This window comes from Halohasta litorea (assembly GCF_024494645.1).
GTDB lineage: Archaea > Halobacteriota > Halobacteria > Halobacteriales > Haloferacaceae > Halohasta > Halohasta litorea.
The window spans coordinates 1-23,239 of the sequence record NZ_JANHDJ010000001.1 but is presented as its reverse complement, the minus strand read 5'-3'; the positions used below and the strand labels follow the sequence as shown (position 1 = coordinate 23,239).

The window sequence follows — 23,239 nt, the reverse complement described above, 5'->3', positions numbered from 1 at the left end:
CCGGAACGTCGACAGTGGGCGTTGACTACAACGCCTCGGCGTAGGCTTCCAGCGTCCGCTCGATGTCCTCCTCAGTGTGGGCATACGAGACGAACTGGGATTCGAACTGGTTGGCGGTGAGGAAGACGCCGCGGTCTTTCATCTCCTGCCAGAAGAGCCGCTCCCAGCGGTCGGTTTCGGCGTTGGCCACGTCCGCGCCCGTCTTCGGACAGGACTCGAAGTTCGGACAGTTGGGGTCCTGCCTGCAGCCAGCCCCACACTTCTCGCCACGCTCGGTCGCGCCGTTGCGCGTGAAGATCGTCTTGAACATGCTGTCGGTGCCGACGACAGTGTACTCGGGGGCCCGATCTTCGAGGATGTCGGTCAGCCCGCTGCGGAGCTGGTCGGCCAGCCCGTTGATGTGGTCGTAGACGTCGTGTTCGGCCGCGTACTCCAGGGTGGCGAGTCCGGCGGCCATGGTGACGGGGTGACCGGAGAACGTCCCCGACTGGAAGACGTTACCGGCGGGCGTGAAGTGTTCGATGATGTCGGCCCGACCGCCGATCGCACCCACCGGGAAGCCGCCGCCGATGATCTTGCCGAACGTCGTCAGATCCGGCGTCACGCCGAACTTGCCCTGGGCGCACTGGAGGCCGCCGACCCGGAAACCGGTGATGACCTCGTCAAAAATAAGCAGCGAGCCGTAGTCGTCACAGAGTTCCCGGAGCGTATCGTGGTAGCCGTCGACCGGGGTGACGATCCCCTTGTTGCCGAGGATGGGCTCGACCAACACGGCAGCGATCTCCTCGTTGTGCTCTTCGAAGAGGGTTCGGATCGCCTCGGCGTCGTTGAACGGCACTGGCAGGGTGTGTTTGGCGAACTCATCGGGAATGCCCGGCGTCGACGGCGAGGGGTCGGTCGCGTCGCCCTCGACGAGCGTCGACTCCTGGGCCCCGTGGTAGCCGCCCTGCATGACGACGATCTTGTCACGGCCGGTGTAGGCGCGGGCAAGGCGGACCGCCGAAACCGTCGCTTCAGTACCGGAGTTGACGAAGCGGATCATGTCGACGCTCGGCACGTGGCGAGCGACGAACTCCGCGAGTTCGACCTCGACCTGCGTGGGCGCGCCGTACATCGGGCCGTCGGAGGCGTGGGACTGGATGGCCGCCTGTACCGGTTCGGGGAGGTCGTGGCCGTACAAGAGGGGGCCGTACCCCATCACGTAGTCGATGTATCGGTTGCCGTCGGCGTCGATGACGTGGGCTCCATCGCCGCTCTCGACGAAAAACGGGTATGGTTGGGTTGCACGCACCGACGAGTTGACGCCGCCGGGCATAACCGACAGCGCCCGGTCGTAGAGCTCGCGGGACCGTTCGTGGTTCATACCACGCGTTTCGACTCCCCAAACTTGTGCGTATCGGGACTTCGTCCCCGAACCCCTGGCGAGTCACCGATCACCGACGGGTTTGCGCTGCTGTTCGGGATGCTTTATAAAGACGTTCGTCCGGTCGGGCACATCGTCTTCGACCCACGCGTTGGCCTCGATGCTGACGTGGTCGCCGACGGTGATCGGCCCGAGGATCTTGGCCCCCGCGCCGATGACGACGTTGTCGCCGATGTCCGGGTGGCGCTTGTAGCCTTTTTTAAGCGCGTGCTCGTCGTCGGCCTCCTCCTCGAAGTGGAGCGCCCCGAGGGTGACCTCCTGATAAATCCGAACCCAGTCGCCGATCGTCGCCGTCTCGCCGACAACGACGCCGCTGCCGTGGTCGATGAAGAAGTACTCGCCGATCTCGGCTCCTGGATGGATATCAATCCCGGTGGCAGTGTGGGCGGCTTCCGCCAGCTCGCGGGCGTAGGCCTGCTGGGATTCGGTATACAGAATGTGGGCCACCCGGTGGACCAGCATCGCGTGGAGACCGGGATACGACCGAATGATCTCGACGTAGCTGGTGGCCGCCGGATCGCCTTTATAAGCGGCTTCGACGTCCTGTTTCAGCTGCTGGCGGATCACTGGCAGCGCGTCGAGCACCGCATCGACGGGCGTCGACAGACAGTCGGGGGCGTAGGGCTGGATGCCGCGACAGAACAGGTCACCGAGGTCGTCGAAGGCAGCACGCAGGGCCGCCTCGTCGCCGACGAGGTCGGAGCCGTTCCAGCAGCCGGGAAACAACAGTTTTCGGAGCAGTCGTGTCTCGGTGATAGCGGTGTCTCGCTCGGGGAAGTTTGGCGATTCGTGGGTGCGGAACCGTGGCTCGTCGTCCTCGTAGGACGCCGCCAGTTCCGTATGGGCCGAGCCGGTGTACGTGTAGTCGACCATCCGTTGGTTCCCGTATCGGTTCCAGACGATTATAGTTCGCGTCGGCGGCTATCAGTCGAATCGCGCTTTTGGTCGACCGATCGCCCGCTCAGATCGCGTCGGTCCCCGTCGCGCCGGTTCGGATCTGTACTGCGTGCTCGATGTCCTGGACGAAGATCTTGCCGTCGCCCGGCTCACCGGTGTGGGCCGCGTCGGCGAGTGCGTCGACCACGTCGGCGGCGGGCACGTCGGCGACCGCACACTCGAGTTTGACCTTCTGGTGGAGGTCGACCGTGTAGGCCTCGCCGCGCCACGTCTCGGTTTTCGCGGGCTGGCTGCCGCGACCCGACACGTCGCTCACCGTCAACGACGGTGCGCCGACCTCGGTGAGGGCCTCCTTTGCGGCCCCCAGTTTTTCGGGACGGATGATCGCCACGACAAGTTTGATACCACCGTCGTTCGGTGTCTCGGCGCTCGGTGTGCCGCCATCGGTTCGGATCAGTGGAGACGGTCCGGGCTGTGAGTCGGGTCTCGTGTGATCGGTCATGGGTCGACGACGAGGCGATGGAGAATAGTCCTTGGTGCCGTCGTGTGTCGCGAGTGCTGTCGCGGCCGGTCGTTAGAGAACCGAAAACGAGTGGTGACTAGTGCTGCCGCTGGTGGACGGTGAGTGCGGCTGCGGAAGGAGTGTGGTGCCCGTCAGGAGGACGGGCGACTGTCAGCGATGAGAGGTCCCTGCTGCTGACGGGCAGGGTGGCAGACCAGTGGGGAAGTGGGTTCCAAGCCGGTTAGACCGCCTCCGTTCCCTCTTTGCCGGTGCGGACCTGCACCGCGTTCTCGACGTCCATCACGAAGATCTTGCCGTCGCCCGGCTCGCCGGTGTTGGCCGCATCGCGGATCGCCGCAACCACGTCGTCGGCCGGAACGTCGGCGACGACACACTCGATTTTGACCTTCTGGTGGAGATCGACCGTGTACTCCTCGCCGCGCCAGCTGCCCTTTTTTGCGGGCTGGCTGCCACGACCCGAGACGTTGGTGACCGTCAGCGACGGGGCACCGACCTCTGCGAGGGCCTGTTTGACCGCGCCGAGCTTCTCGGGGCGGATCACCGAAGTGATCATCTTGATGTCGCCCGCTGGCTCGCCGCCGTCGGTGCGGATCTCGCGGTCGTCAGCGCTGCCGCCGTCAGTACGGATCTCGTACTCGTCGGCGCTCAGTTCGGGGCCGCCGTCGGTTGCAACGCGGTCGCGGCCGAACTCGGGGTAGGTTTCGACGCCGTGTTCGGAGACGTCGAGGCCGTCCTGTTCGTGTTCGGGGGTGACGCGTGCCTCACCCATTGCCTTGAGGGCGTACCAGACCGCGCCGGTCGCAACGATAGTCCAGAGGCCGATGATGGCGACACCGGCGACCTGTGCAATGAAGTGCTGGCCGATACTGCCGGTCAGCGTTCCCGGTGCGGCAACGAACGGGAACATCAGCGTCCCCAGCACGCCTGCACTACCGTGGACGGGGAAGACTGCACAGACGTCATCGATCTTCAGGGTATCCGAGACGAAGTCGAAGACGATCGGGAGCTGGGCTCCGGCGAGACCGCCGACGAGGAACGCACCCCACCACGCGGTCGTATCCGGAATCGCGGTGATCCCGACGAGACCCGCAAGGAGTCCGTTAGCGACGTACAGGGTATCGACCTTCCCGGTTTTCAGCAGGGCGACGGCTGCGGCACCGATGCCGCCGGATGCCATTGCGATCGTCGTCCCCATCGCGATACGGCCGAGGGTTGCGAAGTCGAACGTATCGAGGACGCCGTTTCCGGTGGAGTCGATCCAGATCGCGCCCGTCCCGACGTTGAAGCCGTACCAGCCGAACGCGAGGATCAGCGTTCCCAGCACGGCGAAGGTCATCGAGTGACCGGGGATAACGTTCGTCGAACCGTCTTCGGCGTAGCGGTCCATCCGTGGGCCAAGGACCCACGCGGCGGTGAGACCGGCGATACCGCCCATTCCGTGGACGATCATTCCACCGGCGAAGTCGTGGAAGCCGACACCGAGGAACTCACCGATGTAGGCACCGGACCACGTGATTCCGGTGACGACGGGGTAGATGACCGCCGCCAGCAGGAAGGTGTAGGTGACGTAGGCGCGGAGTTTCGCGCGGCCAGCGACGGCCCCGGAAACGATCGTCGCCGCGGTCATCGCGAAGACAGCGCCGTACAGCCAGCCGACGTAGGCGCTTGCGTCACCGCCCTGGAACGGTGTGGCAAAACCACTGCCACCGACGAGACTGGAGATGCCAGCCCCGATCAGGAAGAACACCGTCACGCCGATACTCCACGTCAGGAGGTTCTTCGTCAGCTGGTTGGCGACGTTCTTCGAGCGTACCTGCCCCGCCTCCAGCATGGCGAAGCCAGCGTGCATGAAGAAGATCAGGAACGAAACGACCAGAATCCACGTCGTGTTGAGGCTCTCTGCGAGCGTGGTCGGATCGATCTGCAGGAGCGTGCTCATAGGCTCCCTCCCGTTTCAATCGTCTGCGCAGTACGTTTACAATCGGACATCGTGTTGTGCTCCACAGGCATGGTTGTTTGCTGAATCACGATTGAGCCTCATGGAACAGATGAATATAAGGTTAATCGTTGACGAACGTGGCTTTTTGACTAAATTAATAGACAGGCGTTAGAAATGAGATCCGATAATATGTGTATAAGGTCGTATGATGGCCAGTTGTTCGACAATTCTTGCCGGACAAATTGACGTCCGTTTTGTCGAATAACGAATATATTCGATGTCGCGGCGCAGAAGGGTGAGACGACGCGCGCTCATCAAAAACAGTGGAAATAGCCGATATCAGCGGGAAGAAGGCCGACAGCGCAGGAATCCGCTATTCGGGCTTCAGCCCCTCGTTTTTCACGCGCATGACGCCCTCGCCGTCGGCGAGGTTGGGGGCGTCGACCAGCCGGACGATGCGTTTGTCGGCCTTGGACTTCCGGAGATAGATGCGGAACGTCGAGGTGTGGCCCAGGATGTTGCCGCCGATCGGCTGGGTCGGGTCGCCGAAGTAGGAGTCGGGGTTGGCCGCGACCTGGTTGGTGACCAGAATCGAGGTATTGAACAGATCGCCGATTCGCATCAGGTCATGCAGGTGTTTGTTCAGTTTCTGCTGGCGTTCGGCCAACTCGCCTCGGCCGACGTACTCCGCACGGAAGTGGGCGGTCAGGGAGTCGACACAGACCATCCGGACGGGCCATTCGGTGTCTTCGTGCTCGCCAGCGAGTTCTTTGGCCTTCTCCGCAAGGAGGATCTGGTGGTTGGAGTTGAATGCCTTGGCGACGTGGATGCGGTCGAGGAACTCGCCCACGAGTTCTTCCATCGTCTCCTCGTCGTCGATCGAGCCCTCCATGCCGCGGTCTTCGAGGGTCGCCTCCAGGATCTCGTCGTCGAGGCCCCGAACCATGTCGTCGATTCGCTCGGGCCGGAAGGTGTCCTCGGTGTCGATGAAGATACAGGAGCCACGCAGGCCACCATGCTCGGGCGGCAACTGAACGTTGACCGCCATCTGGTGGGTGACCTGGGACTTGCCAGCGCCGAACTCGCCGTAGACTTCCGTAATGGATTGGGTTTCCAGTCCCCCACCGAGGAGTTCGTCGACCTCGTCGATCTGCCAGGAGAGCTTGCCGATGTCGTTGCGGCGTTCGAGAACGGTCGCGCCGGTCTCGAAGCCGCCGACATCCGCCGCTTCGCGGGCAGCGTTGATGATATCGGAGGCGGTGCTTGAGCCGATATCCGCGGTGTTCGAGAGCTCGCCGGGGGAGGCGACCGCGATCGACTGGTAGTTTTCGTAGCCCGCATCGATCAGTTTGTCCGCCGTGGCCGGTCCGACTCCTGGAAGGGTTTCGAGATCGTCGTCTGCCATTGTACACCGACCTTACTCGGTTTTGTACATAAACCCTCGTTAACTGTAGGGTGAAAGTGAAACGGGCGACCGAAGCGGTCGGCCATCGGCACGAATCGGTTTAAAAGAGAGCGATACAGGAGCGGCCTACTCCCACGGGTAGCCGCCGGGGCGGTCGGGCCACAGCGGATACCAGTAACTCTCGTCGTCCTCGATGCCGAGTTCGCCATCCAGGACCGACTGGAGTTTGAACTCTGTTTTATTATCGCGTTCGTGGTCGCCCTTCGGGACGAAGGGGTAGTAGCCGCCCCGGCGGAACGAGTAGATCCAGTAGGCGTGGTCGGTGTCGGTCTTGTCGAAGGCGAAGACCGCCGCCAGGAGGCGGGAGCCGTACCCCTGGTCGATGAAGGTGTCGGCGGCGAAGTGGATACTCGTCAGCAGGTCTTCGGGGTCGTTGTCGTCGAGGATCACCCAGTTGTAGCCGTGGTCGTCGGCGTGCTGGCTGAACGTCGTGCCGGTCTCTTCGGCTCCGGCCTCCAGGATCGCCTCGACCTCGTCGACCATCTCGCCGAAGTCGGTGCTGTCGACCGACGAGAAACAGAGGGCGGCCTTTCCGGCGTTGTCGTACCCCAGATCGGCTTCCATCGTCACGTAGGCCGTCGACATGCCGAACAAATCCTCGGGATCGGCATCCCGCGTCGCATCGGCCTCGGCGCTGACCCCAAGTATCGACCGGACGGTATCCATCAGTCCCATAGAGAGCGATTGTCGGTCGAAACGGAAATCACCACCGTCTCTGCGGGCCGAAGACGACACTCGGTACCGACCAAACGGGCCGCCCGGCTGGGCCGTATCCGAAGGTTACCGCAACCGTTCGGTACCCAAACCGGAGTATGCAGTCCATACCCTTGTATCACGGCCGGGAACAGCAGACCAATGGAAGGCACTCGGGTGACACGCAGACGGGCACTCGCCGGGCTGTCGGCGGTCGGGGTGGCCGCGACCGTCGGCTGTCTCGGCGGCAGCCAGCGGCTCACCCTCGGTGTTGGTCCCGTCGGGAGTCGGAGCCACCGGGCCGGACAGGCCCTATCAGTCGCCGCCGACCGACATGGAGAGGGCCTCAGTCTCGGCGTGGAGTCGGTCGACGGGGCGACCGAACGGCTGTATGCTCTCACCGAGGGAGGGTTCGCGGCCGTCGGCGTCGACAACACGACGCTCTACCGCGCCGCCGAGGGGGAGGGCGTGTTCGATCTCGACCCGATCGAGGACCTGCCGTATCAGGGGTTCGGCTACGGACGGCTCGATCACTACTGGCTAACCACCGGCGATGCCGAATCGACGGCCGACCTCGATGGGCGGACGGTGTATCCGGTCCAGCCGGGCGAGCCGAGCCGACTGGTGACCGAGCAGCTGCTCCGGGCGGCCGACCGCTGGGAGTCGATCAGCGTCGACAACCGCCACCGCGACCGGCTCGCCGAGGCCGTCGAGACCGGCACGGTCGGCGTGGTGGCCGCCGTCGAAATCAACGGTCAGCGGCTGACTCCGTGGTGCCGAGCGCTCGACGATCGGGTCGGCAGTCGACTCGGCGTCCTGGAGCCCGACGACGCCTTCGAGAGCGCCATCGCGGCGGCACCCAACGCGGTCGGCCGGGAGATCGAGCCGACCGGCTGGGCGGCGGCGACCCTGTCGCGGGTCGGGGGCTGGTCGCTGCCGATGCAGTGGCTCGTCGCCCCCACCGCCGACAGCGAGGCGGTCGCCGAACTCACACGCATCGCCCACGAGCACCGCGAGACGATCCAGGCGGTCGATGAACTGGCGCTCGATCGCTCGGAGCCAGCCGCCCTGAGCGCCGCGGTACTCGGCGACCAACCGATCCACGAGGGGGTTGCCGCGGCCTTCCAGGAGCTTGGGGTCTGGGACGACGACTGGACGGTCGGTGATGCAGTCGACTGAATCCGGCCGGGAGAACACGGCGGTTGAAGAGACTCCCCGCGGGCTCTCGGGACAGATCCGGCAGTGGCTCCACCTTCCCGTGGTGCTGTTGTGGATCGGTGTCGGCCTCTACAGCCGGTTTCAGTCCGTTCGAGTGGTTCCCTATACGGTCGGCCTCGTCGGCACGGCAGTCTGTCTCAGGCTGGCGATCGCATTGGTCGATGATGGCGAACACCCCGACAGCCGACTCGACCCGGCCGGGCCACCACCGAGTGGGCGGTCGGCCATCGACCGACTCCTGCTTACTGGCTGTCTGCTTGGGATGGCGATCGGAACCGGTGGTATGGTAAGTGCTGCCGGAGGAATCACCGCCAGCCAGCCGGGGTTTGCGACCTCCGCGCTTGTCGCCGCCGTGCTGGTGATCGGTGCGCTGTTCGCCCTCGTTGGGCGATGGTTCGGCCCGGTCGCCGCTGGCCTTGCTGTCGGCGGCATCGGAATCGGCTGGCTAACGACCTCCGCGAGCGTGTCGGTCATCGAGACGATGGCCTACGATAGCCACGGACTGTACGGGCCGTTGACACGGGCGGCGGCCTCCTGGATCGCCCCCGCCTGTCTGCTGGCAGGACTCTGGCGGGCCAGCCGAACCGCGGACCGACTGGGGACACTCGCGCCGACCGTGAGGGGGTCGGGATGGTTTACGGGTCGGCGGCTCGCCCGTGGACTCCGGCTGCTGACCCCGCCGAGTATGGGCTTTGTGGCCCTACTCGTGGCGTGGGTGAGTGTTGAGGCGAGCTATCTCCAGGTCATCGGTGCCGCGGCGATTCCGGCGGTGCTCTGCTGGGGGGCACTGCTCGTGGGGAGCCATCTCGCGGCCTCGCCGATCCGGATCGAGGGACCCACGAGGCCGGTCGACTGGCGGGCGTGGAGTGGCCCACTGTTCCTGATCGGGGGACCGCTCGCGGTGATGGTCGTCCTGCTGGTGGGTCTCCAGCTGCCGGTCGGGGTGGTGCTGGTGGCAGGCGGGCTCTGTCTGATCGGCCTCTGTCTGGTGGGTCCGCGGCTCGGTATTGCCGAGACGGCCGAGACGGCCGACAAGCCGGGCCAAGAGCGGCTCCGGGGTGGGGTCGGGACGGTACTCGACGGGGCAGCAATCGGTGTGGGGCTGTTCGCGCGCGTGGCGGTACTGCTCGCGGCGGTCGGCGGGGTCACCGCGCTGCTACGTGTCGATATGTCGACCGGGTTGCTGTCGGCCGTCCTCGGACTCAGCGGTGGTAACACGCTGCTCGTCGTGGTCGTTGGGGGTATCGCCTGTGTGGTACTGGGGACCACACTGCCGGTACTGGCAGGGTACGCTACCGCCGCGGTGTTGGTCGTCCCACTGCTCCGAACGCTGACGCCCATCGCCGAACTCACGGCCCACCTGTTTGTCTGGTATGCAGTGGTCGGCGGCTGGCTGCTGGCTCCGGCGGCCGAAAGACGGCTCCGGGCGCTGGTGGCGGCGATCGACAGCAGCTAACGACTCCCACAGAACAAAGGTTACAGTCCAGGAGGCGCGAAAAAGACTAGAATGTGGCCACTCGGACACGCGGCTGTCGCCTATCTCTGTTATACCGGCCTCTGTCGGGCCCGCAGTACGAGCCCACCGGGCGAACGCGCGGTCCTCGCTGTCCTCGTCGGGAGCCAGATCCCCGATCTGATCGACAAGCCGCTGGCGTGGTATCTGGGCGTCCTCCCGACGGGCCGGTCGTTGGGCCACTCGCTTCTGGTGATCGGCCCCCTGATCGGCCTCGCCCTCCTCGTCGCCAGTCGGTACGGTCGCCCCGAGTACGGCATCGCCGCCGGTGTGGGTGTGGGCTCACACCCCCTGGTCGATGCCCTTCCTACGCTGTGGGGCGCGGCCGACCCGGCGATCCTAGTGTGGCCGCTGTTGCCGCTCGAACCCTACCCCGATGGAGCGCCGACGATCATGGGCCTGTTGGCCGACTCGCTGGGCGAGCCCTACTTCCTCGCGGAGTTCGTCCTCGCGGCCATCGCAGCCGTGGTCTGGCGACAGGCGGGGTATCCAGGACTCGCGTTGCCCCGCCGGGCCGCTCGGTTCGTGCGTGAGTCTATCGCGGGCGCACTCGCGGGACAATAGCTGCGCTGTCGCCCGGCTCGGTCGCTGTCGGCCTTTTTATATCGGCTCCTGGAGCTGTCCGACTGTTCGCATGAGTGGACTGTCAGTAAGCGATACCGTTATACAGCCAATCGACTGCATTCGGTCACCGAATGGATGTCGCTCGACGACAGCTACTCACAGCCGCAGGTGGCGGAACGATCTTCGGCGCCGTCGCACACAGCCTGACGACCGAACAGGATGCCGACCGCGAGGAGTCTCACCGCCAGCAGGCAGCCGTCGACCGAGCGACCGGGCTCGACGATCCGCCCGCCATCCAGGCGGCCGAGGTCTTTCTGATCGGCGGCCAGTCGAACGCCACGGGCCACGGCAGTAGCGAAGCCTCGATACCGCCGCCGGAGGGTGCGGCGTTCGAACACGTCCCCCACGAGGGGTTCGAGCCGCTGGTCGATCCGGTCGGCACGGCGAACACGGGGAGCGCGTGGCCAGCGTTCGCAGACGCCTACTGGGCAGCAAGCGGTCGACACGCGGTGTACGTCCCGGCGTCGGTCGGCGGAACCTCGGTCCATCCGGCCGCCAACGACAACTGGTGGGGCGAATCGGGCGGCCTGCTGTATCGCGCCCTCGGGCGGCTCCGGAGTGCGACCGTGAACCTCCAGCGGGCCGGAATCACGCCACGGTTCGGTGGGCTGCTCTGGCATCAGGGCGAGACGGACGCCCACGCTATCGACGAGGGACGGATCGAGCCAGCCGACTACCGGCTCGCGTTCGAAACCATGATCGAGCGCTATCGCCTGGAGATCGGCGACCGACAGGCTCCGATGTATCTGTTTCTGCTCGGTCGGCGAGGCGACGGCGAGACGCGTGGGTTCCAGGAGCTACGACGAATCCAGCGGGCGGTCGCGGCGGCCGATCCGAACGTGGAGGTCGTCTTCGAGGGGGCCGTGGCGTTCCCGGCGGCGGGGAAAATGAAAGACATGCTCCACTACAATCAGGCGGGCCTCAACGAGATGGGACGGGTCGGCGGTCGGGCTGTTGCCGAAACAGGGAGAAACTGATCGGCGTTACTGATCGTTCATCGCCTCGCTGGCGATGTTGCGACCGCGGGAGTTGAGCGTGACTTCACGGCGGACCCGAACCTCGTCGACGATGTCGAGTTCGACCAGACGCTCGAAGATCTCCTCGACGTCGTCTACGTCCTTGCCGATGAAGGCGGGGATCTCGAACGGCGAGACGCCGGAGTACAGCGCCATCAGGACCTCCTTGTCGGCTTCCGAGAGGTCGGCGTTGGTCTGGCTGCGGCGTTCGCCCTCCGCGAGGAACGACTGAAGGAACATACAGATGCGTTTGGGGCCGGTGAGGTGGGTCTGAACGCTGGTGTCGCCCTCGACGTGGGAGACCTGAATGACGACCCGTTTTTCGCCGTTGACGGTTCGCTGGTCGGTTTCGACCCCACTGATGTCGTCGAGATCCAGGCGAACGAACGAGCCGCTTTTCAGTGCTGCAGCGATCGCATCCTCCTCGACTTTGAGCCGAGCCTTTTCCCACTCGGTGTCCTGGACCACGCCACCGGCGACCGCCGGGTGTTTGGCCTGGGCGACTTTCTGGTCGAGAACGGCCTCGTAGACGGACGTTTTGAACTCCTCGTGGTCCGAGGCCGAAATCAGCATCACGTTGTTGTCGATCTTCAGGCTCAGGTAGCTTGAGACCGCCGCGATGTTCTGGTTGGGGTCGTGCCGGCCGCCGAGCCCCTTGATTTTCGAGAGCGGGAGCGTCCGTTTGCCCTCGTTGCTCGCGAGGATAATGCGGCGGTTCGACAGGAGGATACGGCCCTGTGTCCACGAGACGTCGTTGATGGTTCTCCCATCCTGGACCGCCTGTGCGAACCGCCCCTTCGTATCAAGTATTTTGTACTCGCCTTCACTCATAATGCTCAGCGCCCCTGAGAGTTAATCGTGACAGACCATTGGGGTGGGGGTGTCTTAGTATTCACTGTCGCCCCCGGAACTTGGACACCGCGGCAAACGCACGCTTGCGGACCTGTTTGCTGTCGTCTTCGGTCAGCTGCTGGATCTTGTCGGCCGACCGCTGGCCGCCGATCTGCCCGAGGACGTACACCGCCTTCGCGCGGGCCTCCTCGTCGTTGCTCTCGTCGTCGACGAAATCGAGGAGTTCGTCCTCGACGGGCTCGCCGCCGATCTCCGAGAGGCTGGTCGCCGCGAACTGTGCGGTGGAGTTGTCGTCGCTTTCCAGGGCGTCGACCAGCACTCCGATGGTTTTGTCGGTGGGTTCGTCGACGACCCGGCCCAAGAACCACGCCGCGTTGCGCTGCTGGCGGGTCTGGGTACTCTCGTCGAGAATTTCGACCAGCGGCTGGACGGTCGCGCTGTCGGAGTTCTGGAGCTCCGAGACCACCGTATCGCGGATCTGGTGGCTCTGTTGGGTCGGTGCGTTCGACAGCAGTTCGATGATCGAAAACACTGCCGCACTGCGGACCGCCGAACTCGGGTCCGCCAGCGCGTCGGCCAGCGGCTGGACCGCCGAGACGCTGCCTGCCTCGCCCAGCGAGGAGGCCGCGATCCGTCTGATCGCCGTGTTGCTGTCGTCCAGCATATCCAACAGCGCCGCCAGCGCCTGATCGGTCCCGATCGACGCCAGCGTGACCGCCGCCTCCATCCGGACCTCGCCGTTGGGGTCCGAGAGGCGTTCGATCAATGCGGGCACCGCCTTCGGGTGATCGAGTTGGGAGAGTGCCGCACACGCCCGAATCCGAACGTTCGGGTTCTCGTCGGTCAGCGCGTCGACTAACGCGGGCACCGCGGAGGTCTCGCCGAGTTTCCCCAGCGCGCTGGCGGCGGCCATCCGAAGTTCGGGCACCTCCGAGGACAGGGCGTTGGCGAACTTTTTCGCAGTGGCCCAATCGGCCCCCTCCTGGATCTTCGAGCCGGTGATCTTCACCAACAGCTGTTCGACCGCCTTGGAGCCGAGCTGATCGAGCCCTTCGACCGCGGCCGCGCGGACCTCGTCCTCGTCGTCGGTGACCGACACCGAAACCAGCGTCTCGACGGATTCGGTGTCCTCCTCGTCGGCGACCTCGCCCAGCAGTTTGGCCGAGCGGACCCGGACTGCGGTGCTGTCGCTCTCCAACAGCAGCTCCCGGATGCCCTCGGCGTCTCCGTCGCGCGCGAGATGGTACAGGGACATGGCCTAGCGTTCCTCCGGGACGTACTTGTATATTCGACACCGCTTGCTGACCGGCTCGAAGTCGTCCCGAATCTCCTGTGGCACCGTCTCGGTCATCCCGACGACGAGGTAGCCACCGTGTTTCAGCGACGAGGTGAGCGTATCGAACACCGGGAGTTTGTACTCGCTGTCGATGTAGATCAGCAGGTTCCGACAGAAGATCAGGTCGTAGTTCCGCTTCGGGCCGTCCTGGACCAGATCGTGGCGCTCGAAGTCGATCTGTCTGCGGACCTCGGGTTTGACCGTGAAGGTGTTGTCCTCGACGTCGACGTAGTTCTCGGGATGGTCGAGCAGACTCAACTCCTCGCCGATGTCGGTCGTCCGGGTCGTCTCGTAGACACCCTTGCGGGCGTTTTCGAGGGCCTCGTCACTGATGTCGGTGCCCAGCACCGAGAGCCGCGACTCGTCGATGTTGCGGTCGTCGATAGCGAGCATGTACAGCGAGTAGGGCTCCCGGCCGTCCGCACAGGGGGCACTCCAGGCCTTCACCGAGCGGTTGTTGTCGGTCAGCTCCTGGACGACCTCGCGGAGCGCCTCCCACATCTTCCCGTTGCGGAAGAAGTTGGTGACGTTGATCGTCAGCGAGTCCATCAACGCCTCCTTTTCGTCGGGGTCGTCTTTGAGCACCGAGAGGTACTCGTCGTAGGTATCGGCGTCCTGTCGGCGCATCCGGGCGCTAATTCGGCGGTTGAGATACGCCTCGTTGTAGTACTCCGGCTCGAAGTCGACTTCGTCCTGGATGTGCCGGACGACCCGCATGAACCCCTCGTTGTCCTCGGTGCTCATAGGGTCACCACATCGAGTACCGCCACCACATCACCATCACCCAACACGGCCGTGCCGCTGAGTCCTGGAATCCCGCTCAGGACCCCCTCAAGCGGTTTGACAACGACCTCCTCTTGGTCGATTACCTGATCGCAGTGGAGTGCGACCTTGCGCTTTTCGTCCCGGATTCGCAACAGCATCCCGTCGCCGTTGACGGCACTGGGCTCGTCGAGCACGTCGCTGAGCCGCAGTACGGGGTAGATATCGTCGTCGTGTTTGATGATCTCTTTATTGTTGGTCTCGCTGATCTTCTTGGCACGGGTGACCTCGGCGATGTTCTTGACCGGGATGCCGTACTCGGTGCCGCCGACCTCGACGAACATCACCTTGACAATCGCCACGGTCACCGGCAGGCGGAGCCGGACGACCGTTCCTTCGCCGAGTTCGCTGTCGACGGTCACGGTGCCGTCGAGCTGTTTGACCGTGTTGCGGACGACGTCCATCCCGACACCACGGCCACTGACGTCGGTGACCTCCTCGGCGGTCGAGAAGCCGGGGTGGAAGATCAGCTCGTAGATCTCCTGGTCGTCCATCAGCTCCAGTTCGTTTTGGGTTTTGACCCCTTTCTCGATGGCCTTCTCCTTGAGGACCTCCTTGTCGAGGCCCGCCCCGTCGTCGGCGACCTCGATGGTGACGTGGTCCCGCTCGCGGGTCGCGGTCAGCGACACCGAGCCGGTCGGGGCCTTGCCTTTCTCCTCGCGTTCCTCGGGCGGCTCGATCCCGTGGTCGACCGAGTTCCGCAGGATGTGGATCAGCGGATCGCGGATCTCGGTCAGGATGGTGCGGTCGAGTTCGATATCGGAGCCCGAGACATTGAAGTTGACCTGCTTGCCCGTCTCGCGGGCCACGTCCCGCACAAGTCGCGGGAAGGTATCGACGACCTTCGAGAGGGGGATCAGCCGCATATCCATCGCGGTGTTCTGGAGGTTGGCGGTGATCTTGTCGAGCTCGTCGAGGTTGTCCGAATCCATCCCCGCCGACTCCATCTCCCGGCGGAGCTTGATCCGGCTGGTCACGAGCTGCTCGACGAGGCTGTAGAGTTCGTCGAGTTGGTCTACGTCCACCCGCACGGAGGCGATGTTGGTGCCGTCCTTCTTCGAGCGGTTGGGGGTCGAGCGACCGCCGGAGTCGTCGGAATCGCTGTCGCCGTCGTCCTCGGACTGTTCGGCGTCGTCGCTCGATCCGCTGTCGGCGTCGTCGGTCTGCTCGTCGTCGCCAGCGTCGGTCGCCGAGTCGGTGATATCGAGTTCGGCCGCCTCGGCGGCAGTCATCGGGTCGTCGACGATCGCCGTGACCGGCGTGACCGAGACGGATTCGACCTTGCTGAGCGAGCTGAGCCCGCTTTCGATCGCCTCCTGGGAGGAGTCGATCAGATAGAGGTCGAACGTCTCCTCGAAGTCGCCGTCCTCGATGGTTTCGCGGTCGGGATCGGTAACGAACGTCTCATAGGCGTCGTCGAGCGCCTGGAGGACGAAGATCGCATCGACGCCCTGCATCGCCGACTCGCCAAGGCCGACGGTCGCCCGGAAGACGGCGTGGCCCGTATCGAGTTCGTAGTCGGCCAGCTCCTCGGGAAGGTCGATATCCGCGGCGGACTCGTCGGCTTCGTCGCTGTCGTCCGTTTCGTCGTCGGCTTCGTCGTCGGCTTCGTCGCTCTCGTCGGCCTCGTCAGCATCGTCGGTCGACTCCGTTTCAGTCGAGTCACTGTCGGAATCGCTGCTGGCACCCGGCACTTCGCCGGTTTCGATCAGCTCCCGGAGATCGGCTTCGACCCCGGAGGCGTCGAGATCGGTCTCGCCCTCTTCGGCGATGTCGTCGACCATCGCGCTGAGATAGTCGACGCCGTCGAACAGCAGGTCCATCAACTCGGGATTGATCTCGATCTCGCCGGAGCGGATCTCGTCGAGGAGATCCTCCATCTCGTGGGCCAGATCGCTGACCGAGTCGTAGCCCATCGCCGCCCCGTTGCCTTTGAGCGTGTGGGCCGTCCGGAAGATCTGGTCCATCGCCTCGGCGTCCTCGGGGTCGGATTCGAGCGCCAACAGCGCGTTGTTGAGCTCGGTGATCCCCTCCTCGCTTTCGGCAACGAAGGCTTTGCGGTGTTCGTCACTCATTCAGACCAACTCCCGTATCGTTGCTGCAACGTCGTCGAGATGACAGACGGTGTCGATGCATCCGGCCTCGACTGCTCGTTTCGGCATTCCATAAATAACACAGCTCTCCTCGTTTTGGGCGATCGTCGGCCCACCGGCCTCCTGGATCGCACAGATCCCCTCGGCACCGTCGGCACCCATGCCGGTGAGGATCACCCCTGTCAACGGGTCGGTGATCGTTTCGGCGGCCGATTCCATCGTGACGTTGACCGCGGGCATCACCGAGTGGCCCAGATCGTCGTCGATCAGGCCGACCCTGATCCGGCCGTTTCGGTAGCCAGTGATCTCCATATGTGTCCCCCCACGGGCGACCAACGCCTCTCCGGCCCCGATCCGCGCGCCGTCGCTGGCCTCCCGAACGTCGTACTCGGTTGTCGCTCCGTCGAGTCGGTCGGCGAACCGCGAGGTAAAGGCCTCCGGCATATGCTGGACGACCAACACCCGACAGTCGCCGCCCGGCAGTTCGCTCATGACCTGCTCGACCGCGTTCGGCCCACCCGTCGAGGAGCCGATAACGACCGTCCGGGTGTCATCGAAAGCGTCGGTATCAGGCTGTGAGCCAGCAGTCGACCCCTCGGTGGCCGACGCTGCGGTCGGCGTGGCCGTCGCCGTGGCCGCCGACTGGTCGGCCCGGTTGGCCTGTGCGAGATCGGCGTCGGCGACTGTCCGGATCGTCTCGATCAGCTGGTCGCCCAGCCGGGAGACCTCCATCGACACCTCGCCGCCGGGTTTGGCGAAGAAGTCGACCGCGCCCTTCTCGAGGGCCTCGAAGGTGACCTCCGCGTCGTCGTCGGTGTAGGCGCTCAACATCAGGACGGGAGTGGGGTTCTCGTCCATGATCCGCTCGACGGCCTCGATGCCGTTCATCGTCGGCATTTCGAGGTCCATGGTGACGACATCCGGCTGCTCGTCGGCGATGACCGACAGCGCCTCGCGGCCGTCTTTGGCCTCACCAACGACCGGAATCCCACCCTCGTCGAGGAGATCGGTAATCAACCCACGCATAAACCGTGAGTCGTCGACCACGACCGTCCGTGGCTTACGCATCACCACCACCATGAGGTCGGTCGAACGAACGGCCGACCCGCGCCGACCGCCGCTCCGTTCGCGTTGGGTCAGTCCACATTGCGATGACATACTAAAACGCCGAGAATAAAGCCACCGACCCGATAATCATGGCTGATAATTTATTGGACAGAGTTAACTATCGAACAGTCACACTGCGAATATGGCACAGAGTGAGAGCTCCACAGACGAGGAGGGAACCGGTTCGACCGGCGGGGCGACACAGGTTCTCGAGTTCGGACTGGGAGACGAAACGTACTGTCTGGATATCGACGTAATCGACGAGATCGTCGACGCCGGGCAGCTCACCCGCATCCCGAACTCGCCACCACAGGTCGAAGGCGTGATGGATCTCCGCGGCCGGACGACCTCGATTATCAATCCGAAAACAGTGTTCGATATCGACGACGAAGGCGAGCGGAACCGCATTATCGTCTTCGATCCCGACTCGATCGGCGACCAGGGCACCATCGGCTGGATCGTCGACGAAGTCTACCAAGTCACCGACATCACGCCCGACGATGTCGACGAGACGACCACCGCAAACGACGAAAACGTCCACGGGATTGTCAAAGGAGACGACAAGTTCGTCGTCTGGGTCGACCCGGATATTGTCAGCTCCGAATAACGTCTTGCGTCGGATTCGGCACACCGTTCTCAATCATGAGAACTAGGTACGAATGCTTATTTAGAGATACGACAGCACTGTTTTCATGCGCGTCTCAAGCGGCGTCGAGGGGTTCGATCGACTCGTCGACGGCGGCTTTCCGGAAGACCGACTCTACGTCCTCAGTGGGCCACCAGGAAGCGGGAAGACGACGTTCTCCGCCCAGTTCATGGCTGCGGGTGCCGCCGAGGGCGACACCAGCCTCTATGTCAGTATGCACGAGACGCGGGACGGAATCACGACTGATATGGGGGATTTCGACTTCGGCTTCGAGGAGGCCCTCGAATCGGATTCGATCACCTTTCTCGACGCACTCTCCTCGGAGGGGCGGCGCTTCTTCGGCGGGCCGGGCGAGAAGATGGATCGGACCAACGTCACCAACCGGCTGGCCGGATTTATCAATTCCCGAGACATCGACCGTGTCGTTATCGACTCGACGATGCTGCTGCGGTATCTGTTCGATGACAGCGATACGACGCTGATGCGGTTTCTGACCGCGATCAAACGAACCTCGGCGACGACGCTGTTGATCTCGGAGATGACCGACCCCTCGGCGTATGCCGACGAGCACTTTTTAGCCCACGGCGTCGTCTTCTTCCACAACTATCTCGAAGACGACGGGATGCGTCGCGGGATACAGGTTATCAAGATGCGAGGCACAGACGTCGATACCGATATCCGGACGCTCTCGTTCGGACCGAAGGGGCTGAAAGTAACGGCCGGGACGCCGGTGAACTAGCGTGTACGAGTCGTCGTTCTCGGCCGAATGGTCCGAACTCGCCCGCGACGAGGCCGTCGAGCGAGCCTACGCACTGGGGGTGGCCGCGGCCTGTGGCCACGACAACCGCGAGGAGTACGAGGCGATTAAAGCCGCTGCCGACTCCACCTACGACCGGAGCCTCATCGAGCTCTCCTTCGAGCAGGGCAAGAGCCAAGCCCTGCAGTTGGACGCCTCGGAGACCGATCACGAGGAGATCTGGGACCGGCTCGTCGAGTCGTCGACGGTCAAGCTTCCGGCTCGGGACGGCGGGCTCCCCGAGGCGTTGGCTCCGGCCGACCTGCTCGACCGGTTCGGACAGGTCGAGGGGCCGCCGAGCACACTGAACAAGCCATCGTTTTTAGTACGGGACGACAAAGACAATGTATAACGGTGCCCTCCAATCGCCTCGCGGCAGCCCCCCGCGAGTGACAGCTCCGTTCGATACCCATGCCGCAATCGATACCACGTGACCCACCCATGTCTGTAGAGGAACTCCCGTTGGCGCCGACGCTCACCGATGCCGAGAGCGTCGTGATCGCCGGTCCCCCAATGAGCGGGAAGTACGAACTGATGCACCGGATCCTGGGCAAGGCCGGCAAGCGTGCCATCGTGCTCTCGACGGGCCACGACGCCGAGCGCGTCCGGGAGGACTACGCCGAAACCACCGGTCATGATCCCGACACCTGCGCCATCGTCGACTGCGTCACCCGCGAGCAGGGCGCCGAGGCCGAAGATACCGACCGCACCAAGTACGCCTCCTCGCCGAAGAACCTCACCGAACTCGGCGTGAAGTTCACCGAACTCGCCGAGAACTGGGAGGACCACCCCGAAACCACGGTAGGCGTTCACTCGTTGTCCCAGCTGCTGATGTACTGGGACGCCGACCGGATCTACCAGTTCGTCCGCGTCCTTCTTGGTCGCACACGCAACCAGGAGTGGATGACGGTCGCGGTCATCAACTCGACGATGCACGACGAGCGAACCCTCCACACCCTGCTCGATCCGTTCGACACCGTCGTCGACACTCGCACGACCGACGAGGGCTGGGAGATGCGGCTCCGTGATCGGAGCTCCTCGCCGACGGCCTGGCAGGAGTTCTGACGACGGCGATAGTGGGACCATACGGATATTCTCATCAATTCGCGTGACTACCAAACTGATTAGGTTCAGTGCTTTTGTGGGATGGGCGCATACGAAGTAGTGAGGTACCGGGGACAGCAGCAGTCGACTGTGATCCCCCTGCAGTCGATGTTGGTGTCGACTCCCCCACCCGGTGCTGCGTTACTCCAGTCTGCCCCGGCAGTGTTCTCCCCCACTGCCGGTCCCCCACACTACGACACTTTTGAGCACGATACTCGACAGTCACACCGTCGTTTGGTATTCCGCTTGATCGACAACACGGTCCTGGAGGCGTTCGGTCCGTTTTTGCGAGACAGAGATGTCCGAAAGAGGCCAGTTGTATGCACCCAATCACTCGATGGCAGGATGTCGGGTGCGCTGATCGACTGGCCCCACTCACGGAAGTCGGTCGACGGTCATCGCGACCGTGAGCGTCCCGAGAGTGCCGAGCGCAACGAGGCTACGACGGCACAGAGAGAGCCCCGAAGATGCCTCATATCTATGGCAGTATTCGGAAAGGGATGAAAAGTGGGACATCGAGTTTTCCGAGTGCTCTGTGTTCAAAGCCGAACGCCTCGACAGACCTGCCGACGGCTGGGTCAGCTCAGCTTGCTCACCTTCGTGGGAGCCAACGTGTCTGAACACTACCACAACCATACACCAACCCCCTCAAGACCCATCTAATTTTCCGGAGGACAGACACGATCGGAGGCGAGTCTAGTCAGCGATTACGACGGGCCAAAACCCCCATCGAACACAGTGCAACGAGCGCACCGAAAACACCGAAACCGGGGCTCTCGTCGACTGTCGTCTCGCTGGCTGACCCGTTTTCCTGTACGGTCTGGTTTTCGGACCGGTCTTCCTGTGGGCTCGTGACTTCGGCGACCGCGAACAGCGAGAAGCCACCGGTTTCAGCGGTCAGTGTAATCCTCTCGTCGTTGCTGGCGGTGACAGTCGTTGCAAGCGTCTCCCAGCCGTCGTCGGTTTTATGGACAATTACCGTGTTCGTTGGGGCCGTCACCGACTCGGCGTCGACGCTCATGGTGACTGTCGCTGGGGTGTTGTCGGCCGGGTCCCCGTCTTCGTCAGTCACCGAGATGTCAGATACGGAAACGACATTGACCGTTTGTTCGGCGGTGTCAGCCGAATCTGTCGACGATTCGTCGTCAGCCGACTCGGAACCGTCATCGCCGGGTTCGGCCGTTTCAACGGTCGTTTCACTGATCTCGGCGGCGATATCGGCGGGCGTTTCAGTGTATGTCTCGACGTCGACCGTTCCACTGATGGAGTCGTCGGCAAAGGTCACCGAGTCGACTGATCCCGGTGTCTCACCGGTGGAGTCGGCGTCAGACGACCCCGAATCCGCTCCCGTGTCCTCGTTGAGCGTGACCGTGAGGCCGTCGGCTTCTGGGTCGCTATCCTCGATGTCGATGGTCGTCCGTCGAGTCATGCCGTCATCGGCAGTTTCGGTCATTTCGGCCTCGTCAGCAGTGTTTCCATCCGGATCATCTCCGTTGTCATCGGCTTCTGGGGGCTCCTCATCGTTCGAGTCGTCCTGTTCTGGGGGCTCCTCATCGTTCGAGTCGTCCTGTTCTGGGGGCTCCTCATCGTTCGAGTCGTCCTGTGCTTGGCGATAGGCCACAACGCCGTCGGCAAGCGTCCCTGTCGCCTCGATCACGCTCCGTGGTGCGGGCTGATTGAGGTTGTTGACATCCAAGACAATAGTGCTGTTCTCCTGCCCAGCCGCCGTACTCGTGTACGGTTGCCGATCCGCAATCGGTGCTTCGGGGTTCGTAACGAGCAATATCTCCGGGTCGGTGCTGATGATCACTTCGTCGGATAGCTGCGGATAGCCGTCTCCTTCGGCCGCTGCAACGTTGTTGACGCCGCCGATCCGCATGATCTCGTTGATAAACGTCTCATCGGCCGCAACGAAACCGCCGCCGAGCGGGTAGAGCGCTTCGGGCCGGTCGAAGTCTGCGGTTCGCTCCCGTGTCTCGTTGACCGCGTCGTACATCTCTTGATTTACTGTGTCGGCTGTGGTACAGTTGCCGACAAGCCGCCCCATCGTCTCGGTTTTGGTGGCAACATCGTCGACATCCGTCGCCGCCGGGAAGTGGTAGACGGTCAAGCCTGCGTTCCGGAGTCCCTCGACGTCACCGGCCGAGGCGTTTGGCGCTAACACGAGATCCGGCTCCGTGTCGACGACGCGCTCGGTACTGACACCGAGTTCCGATGCCGAGACGTTCGCTTTCGAGTCGGAGCCGTTGAGATACGACGCGAACTGTGTGACCCCTACAACGCGATCCTTTGCGTCCAACTCCCAGAGCGTCTGGGCGGCCGAGGGGTTCGTGGTCGTGATCCGATCGGGACGCTCGTCGAGAGTGACCTCGGTTCCCGTCGCATCGGTCAGCGTCACCGGATATCCACACTGCTCGCCAGCGGTTTGGCTGTCGTGATACGCCTCGACACCGTCGGCGAGCGTCCGTGTCGCCTCAATGACGCTCCTCGGTGCGGGCTGGTTGAGATCGTTTGTATCCAGGACGATAGAGTTGTTTTCCTGTCCAGCAGTCGTACTCGCGTATGGCTGTTGGTCGACTATCGGCGCATCGGGATCTGTGACGAGTAGGACTTCGGGATCGCTACTGATAATCACTTCATCGGACAGTTGTGGATAGCCGTCGCCTTCGGCCGCTGCAACGTTGTTGACGCCGCCGATCCGCATGATCTCGTTGATAAACGTCTCATCGGCCGCAACGAAACCGCCGCCGAGCGGGTAGAGCGCTTCGGGTCGGTCGAGATCCGCGGTTCGCTCACGCGTCTTGTCGACCGCATCGTACATCTCCTGGTTCACGGACTCAGCGGCCGCACACTCGCCGACGAGCCGCCCAATCGTCTCGGTTTTGGCGGCGACATCGTCGACATCCGTCGCCGCCGGGAAGTGGTAGACGGTCAAGCCTGCGTTCCGGAGTCCCTCGACGTCACCGGCCGAGGCGTTTGGCGCTAACACGAGATCCGGCTCCGTGTCGACGACGCGCTCGGTACTGACACCGAGTTCCGATGCCGAGACGTTCGCTTTCGAGTCGGAGCCGTTGAGATACGACGCGAACTGTGTGACCCCTACAACGCGATCCTTTGCGTCCAACTCCCAGAGCGTCTGGGCGGCCGAGGGGTTCGTGGTCGTGATCCGATC

19 protein-coding genes and 1 pseudogene are annotated in these 23,239 nt (G+C 63.7%); 8 read left to right on the top strand and 12 right to left on the bottom strand.

Annotation, left to right across the window (positions count from 1 at the left end):
- Positions 1–25 precede the first annotated feature (25 nt).
- The 6 genes and pseudogenes from hemL to pspAB form a co-directional block, all read right to left on the bottom strand.
- Positions 26–1,363: a glutamate-1-semialdehyde 2,1-aminomutase gene (hemL, locus tag NO877_RS00105; protein ID WP_256394261.1), complete on the bottom strand. Its 1,338-nt coding sequence runs from the start codon at positions 1,361–1,363 to the stop codon at positions 26–28.
- Between the two features lie 63 nt (positions 1,364–1,426).
- Positions 1,427–2,296 (bottom strand): serine O-acetyltransferase EpsC, encoded by an 870-nt coding sequence (gene epsC / locus NO877_RS00100; protein ID WP_256394260.1) that lies wholly within the window; start codon positions 2,294–2,296, stop codon positions 1,427–1,429.
- Positions 2,297–2,384: 88 nt separating this feature from the next.
- Positions 2,385–2,783, bottom strand: a pseudogene (locus NO877_RS00095) (P-II family nitrogen regulator); the annotation flags it as partial.
- Between the two features lie 280 nt (positions 2,784–3,063).
- Positions 3,064–4,782 carry an ammonium transporter gene (locus NO877_RS00090; protein ID WP_256394258.1) on the bottom strand — a complete coding sequence of 573 codons (1,719 nt, stop codon included), beginning with the start codon at positions 4,780–4,782 and terminating at the stop codon, positions 3,064–3,066.
- 373 nt (positions 4,783–5,155) lie between these two features.
- Complete coding sequence (gene radA / locus NO877_RS00085) at positions 5,156–6,187, bottom strand: DNA repair and recombination protein RadA (RefSeq protein WP_256394257.1); 1,032 nt, start codon at positions 6,185–6,187, stop codon at positions 5,156–5,158.
- Between the two features lie 126 nt (positions 6,188–6,313).
- Positions 6,314–6,922, bottom strand: a complete 609-nt coding sequence (gene pspAB / locus NO877_RS00080; RefSeq protein WP_256394256.1) for a PspA-associated protein PspAB — start codon at positions 6,920–6,922, stop codon at positions 6,314–6,316.
- A 180-nt stretch (positions 6,923–7,102) separates the two neighbouring features.
- On the opposite strand from pspAB, the gene NO877_RS00075 reads away from it, so the two are divergent.
- From NO877_RS00075 to NO877_RS00060, 4 genes are all read left to right on the top strand, one after another.
- On the top strand, positions 7,103–8,119 hold the full coding sequence (locus NO877_RS00075) for a TAXI family TRAP transporter solute-binding subunit (RefSeq protein ID WP_256394255.1): 1,017 nt from the start codon (positions 7,103–7,105) through the stop codon (positions 8,117–8,119).
- On the top strand, positions 8,106–9,614 hold the full coding sequence (locus NO877_RS00070) for a TRAP transporter large permease subunit (protein WP_256394254.1): 1,509 nt from the start codon (positions 8,106–8,108) through the stop codon (positions 9,612–9,614). The genes NO877_RS00075 and NO877_RS00070 overlap by 14 nt, the downstream gene beginning before the upstream one ends.
- Before the next feature lie 51 nt (positions 9,615–9,665).
- Positions 9,666–10,235, top strand: a complete 570-nt coding sequence (locus NO877_RS00065; RefSeq protein WP_256394253.1) for a metal-dependent hydrolase — start codon at positions 9,666–9,668, stop codon at positions 10,233–10,235.
- A gap of 131 nt (positions 10,236–10,366) precedes the next feature.
- Entirely contained in the window at positions 10,367–11,272 is a 906-nt protein-coding gene (locus NO877_RS00060; RefSeq protein WP_256394252.1) for a sialate O-acetylesterase, read from the top strand.
- A 6-nt stretch (positions 11,273–11,278) separates the two neighbouring features.
- Here the strand turns inward: NO877_RS00060 and NO877_RS00055 are convergent, their stop codons facing one another.
- The 5 genes from NO877_RS00055 to cheB form a co-directional block, all read right to left on the bottom strand.
- Positions 11,279–12,142 carry a CheF family chemotaxis protein gene (locus NO877_RS00055; protein WP_256394251.1) on the bottom strand — a complete coding sequence of 288 codons (864 nt, stop codon included), beginning with the start codon at positions 12,140–12,142 and terminating at the stop codon, positions 11,279–11,281.
- A gap of 61 nt (positions 12,143–12,203) precedes the next feature.
- Positions 12,204–13,418, bottom strand: a complete 1,215-nt coding sequence (locus tag NO877_RS00050; RefSeq protein WP_256394250.1) for a HEAT repeat domain-containing protein — start codon at positions 13,416–13,418, stop codon at positions 12,204–12,206.
- A gap of 3 nt (positions 13,419–13,421) precedes the next feature.
- Positions 13,422–14,243, bottom strand: coding sequence for a CheR family methyltransferase (locus NO877_RS00045; protein WP_303646860.1), 822 nt, complete (start codon positions 14,241–14,243; stop codon positions 13,422–13,424).
- On the bottom strand, positions 14,240–16,396 hold the full coding sequence (locus tag NO877_RS00040; protein ID WP_256394249.1) for a chemotaxis protein CheA: 2,157 nt from the start codon (positions 16,394–16,396) through the stop codon (positions 14,240–14,242). Before NO877_RS00040 ends, NO877_RS00045 begins: the two co-directional genes overlap by 4 nt.
- Positions 16,397–17,494: a chemotaxis-specific protein-glutamate methyltransferase CheB gene (gene cheB, locus NO877_RS00035; protein ID WP_303646872.1), complete on the bottom strand. Its 1,098-nt coding sequence runs from the start codon at positions 17,492–17,494 to the stop codon at positions 16,397–16,399. It lies immediately after the preceding gene.
- Between the two features lie 169 nt (positions 17,495–17,663).
- Between cheB and NO877_RS00030 the strand changes: the two genes are divergently transcribed.
- The 4 genes from NO877_RS00030 (at position 17,664) to NO877_RS00015 (ending at position 20,028) form a co-directional block, all read left to right on the top strand.
- Complete coding sequence (locus NO877_RS00030) at positions 17,664–18,128, top strand: chemotaxis protein CheW (RefSeq protein WP_256394248.1); 465 nt, start codon at positions 17,664–17,666, stop codon at positions 18,126–18,128.
- A gap of 85 nt (positions 18,129–18,213) precedes the next feature.
- Positions 18,214–18,906 (top strand): RAD55 family ATPase, encoded by a 693-nt coding sequence (locus NO877_RS00025; RefSeq protein ID WP_256394247.1) that lies wholly within the window; start codon positions 18,214–18,216, stop codon positions 18,904–18,906.
- Between the two features lies 1 nt (position 18,907).
- A complete protein-coding gene (locus NO877_RS00020; RefSeq protein ID WP_256394246.1) occupies positions 18,908–19,315 on the top strand; it encodes a DUF8057 family protein in 408 nt (135 codons plus the stop codon).
- An 89-nt stretch (positions 19,316–19,404) separates the two neighbouring features.
- Positions 19,405–20,028: a DUF7504 family protein gene (locus tag NO877_RS00015; RefSeq protein ID WP_256394245.1), complete on the top strand. Its 624-nt coding sequence runs from the start codon at positions 19,405–19,407 to the stop codon at positions 20,026–20,028.
- A gap of 739 nt (positions 20,029–20,767) precedes the next feature.
- Here the strand turns inward: NO877_RS00015 and NO877_RS19870 are convergent.
- Positions 20,768–23,239, bottom strand: a 2,472-nt coding sequence (locus NO877_RS19870; RefSeq protein WP_425492880.1) for a PGF-CTERM-anchored ABC transporter substrate-binding protein, incomplete at its 5' end; no start/stop codon positions are given.

What these genes read in the sequence shown, in the direction of transcription:
- hemL (WP_256394261.1), bottom strand. Translation starts at nt 1,363, where the DNA reads ATGAACCACGAACGGTCCCGCGAGCTCTACGACCGGGCGCTGTCGGTT.
- epsC (WP_256394260.1), bottom strand. Translation starts at nt 2,296, where the DNA reads ATGGTCGACTACACGTACACCGGCTCGGCCCATACGGAACTGGCGGCG.
- NO877_RS00090 (WP_256394258.1), bottom strand. Translation starts at nt 4,782, where the DNA reads ATGAGCACGCTCCTGCAGATCGATCCGACCACGCTCGCAGAGAGCCTC.
- radA (WP_256394257.1), bottom strand. Translation starts at nt 6,187, where the DNA reads ATGGCAGACGACGATCTCGAAACCCTTCCAGGAGTCGGACCGGCCACG.
- pspAB (WP_256394256.1), bottom strand. Translation starts at nt 6,922, where the DNA reads ATGGGACTGATGGATACCGTCCGGTCGATACTTGGGGTCAGCGCCGAG.
- NO877_RS00075 (WP_256394255.1), top strand. Translation starts at nt 7,103, where the DNA reads ATGGAAGGCACTCGGGTGACACGCAGACGGGCACTCGCCGGGCTGTCG.
- NO877_RS00070 (WP_256394254.1), top strand. Translation starts at nt 8,106, where the DNA reads ATGCAGTCGACTGAATCCGGCCGGGAGAACACGGCGGTTGAAGAGACT.
- NO877_RS00065 (WP_256394253.1), top strand. Translation starts at nt 9,666, where the DNA reads ATGTGGCCACTCGGACACGCGGCTGTCGCCTATCTCTGTTATACCGGC.
- NO877_RS00060 (WP_256394252.1), top strand. Translation starts at nt 10,367, where the DNA reads ATGGATGTCGCTCGACGACAGCTACTCACAGCCGCAGGTGGCGGAACG.
- NO877_RS00055 (WP_256394251.1), bottom strand. Translation starts at nt 12,142, where the DNA reads ATGAGTGAAGGCGAGTACAAAATACTTGATACGAAGGGGCGGTTCGCA.
- NO877_RS00050 (WP_256394250.1), bottom strand. Translation starts at nt 13,418, where the DNA reads ATGTCCCTGTACCATCTCGCGCGCGACGGAGACGCCGAGGGCATCCGG.
- NO877_RS00045 (WP_303646860.1), bottom strand. Translation starts at nt 14,243, where the DNA reads ATGAGCACCGAGGACAACGAGGGGTTCATGCGGGTCGTCCGGCACATC.
- NO877_RS00040 (WP_256394249.1), bottom strand. Translation starts at nt 16,396, where the DNA reads ATGAGTGACGAACACCGCAAAGCCTTCGTTGCCGAAAGCGAGGAGGGG.
- cheB (WP_303646872.1), bottom strand. Translation starts at nt 17,494, where the DNA reads ATGGTGGTGGTGATGCGTAAGCCACGGACGGTCGTGGTCGACGACTCA.
- NO877_RS00030 (WP_256394248.1), top strand. Translation starts at nt 17,664, where the DNA reads ATGGCACAGAGTGAGAGCTCCACAGACGAGGAGGGAACCGGTTCGACC.
- NO877_RS00025 (WP_256394247.1), top strand. Translation starts at nt 18,214, where the DNA reads ATGCGCGTCTCAAGCGGCGTCGAGGGGTTCGATCGACTCGTCGACGGC.
- NO877_RS00015 (WP_256394245.1), top strand. Translation starts at nt 19,405, where the DNA reads ATGTCTGTAGAGGAACTCCCGTTGGCGCCGACGCTCACCGATGCCGAG.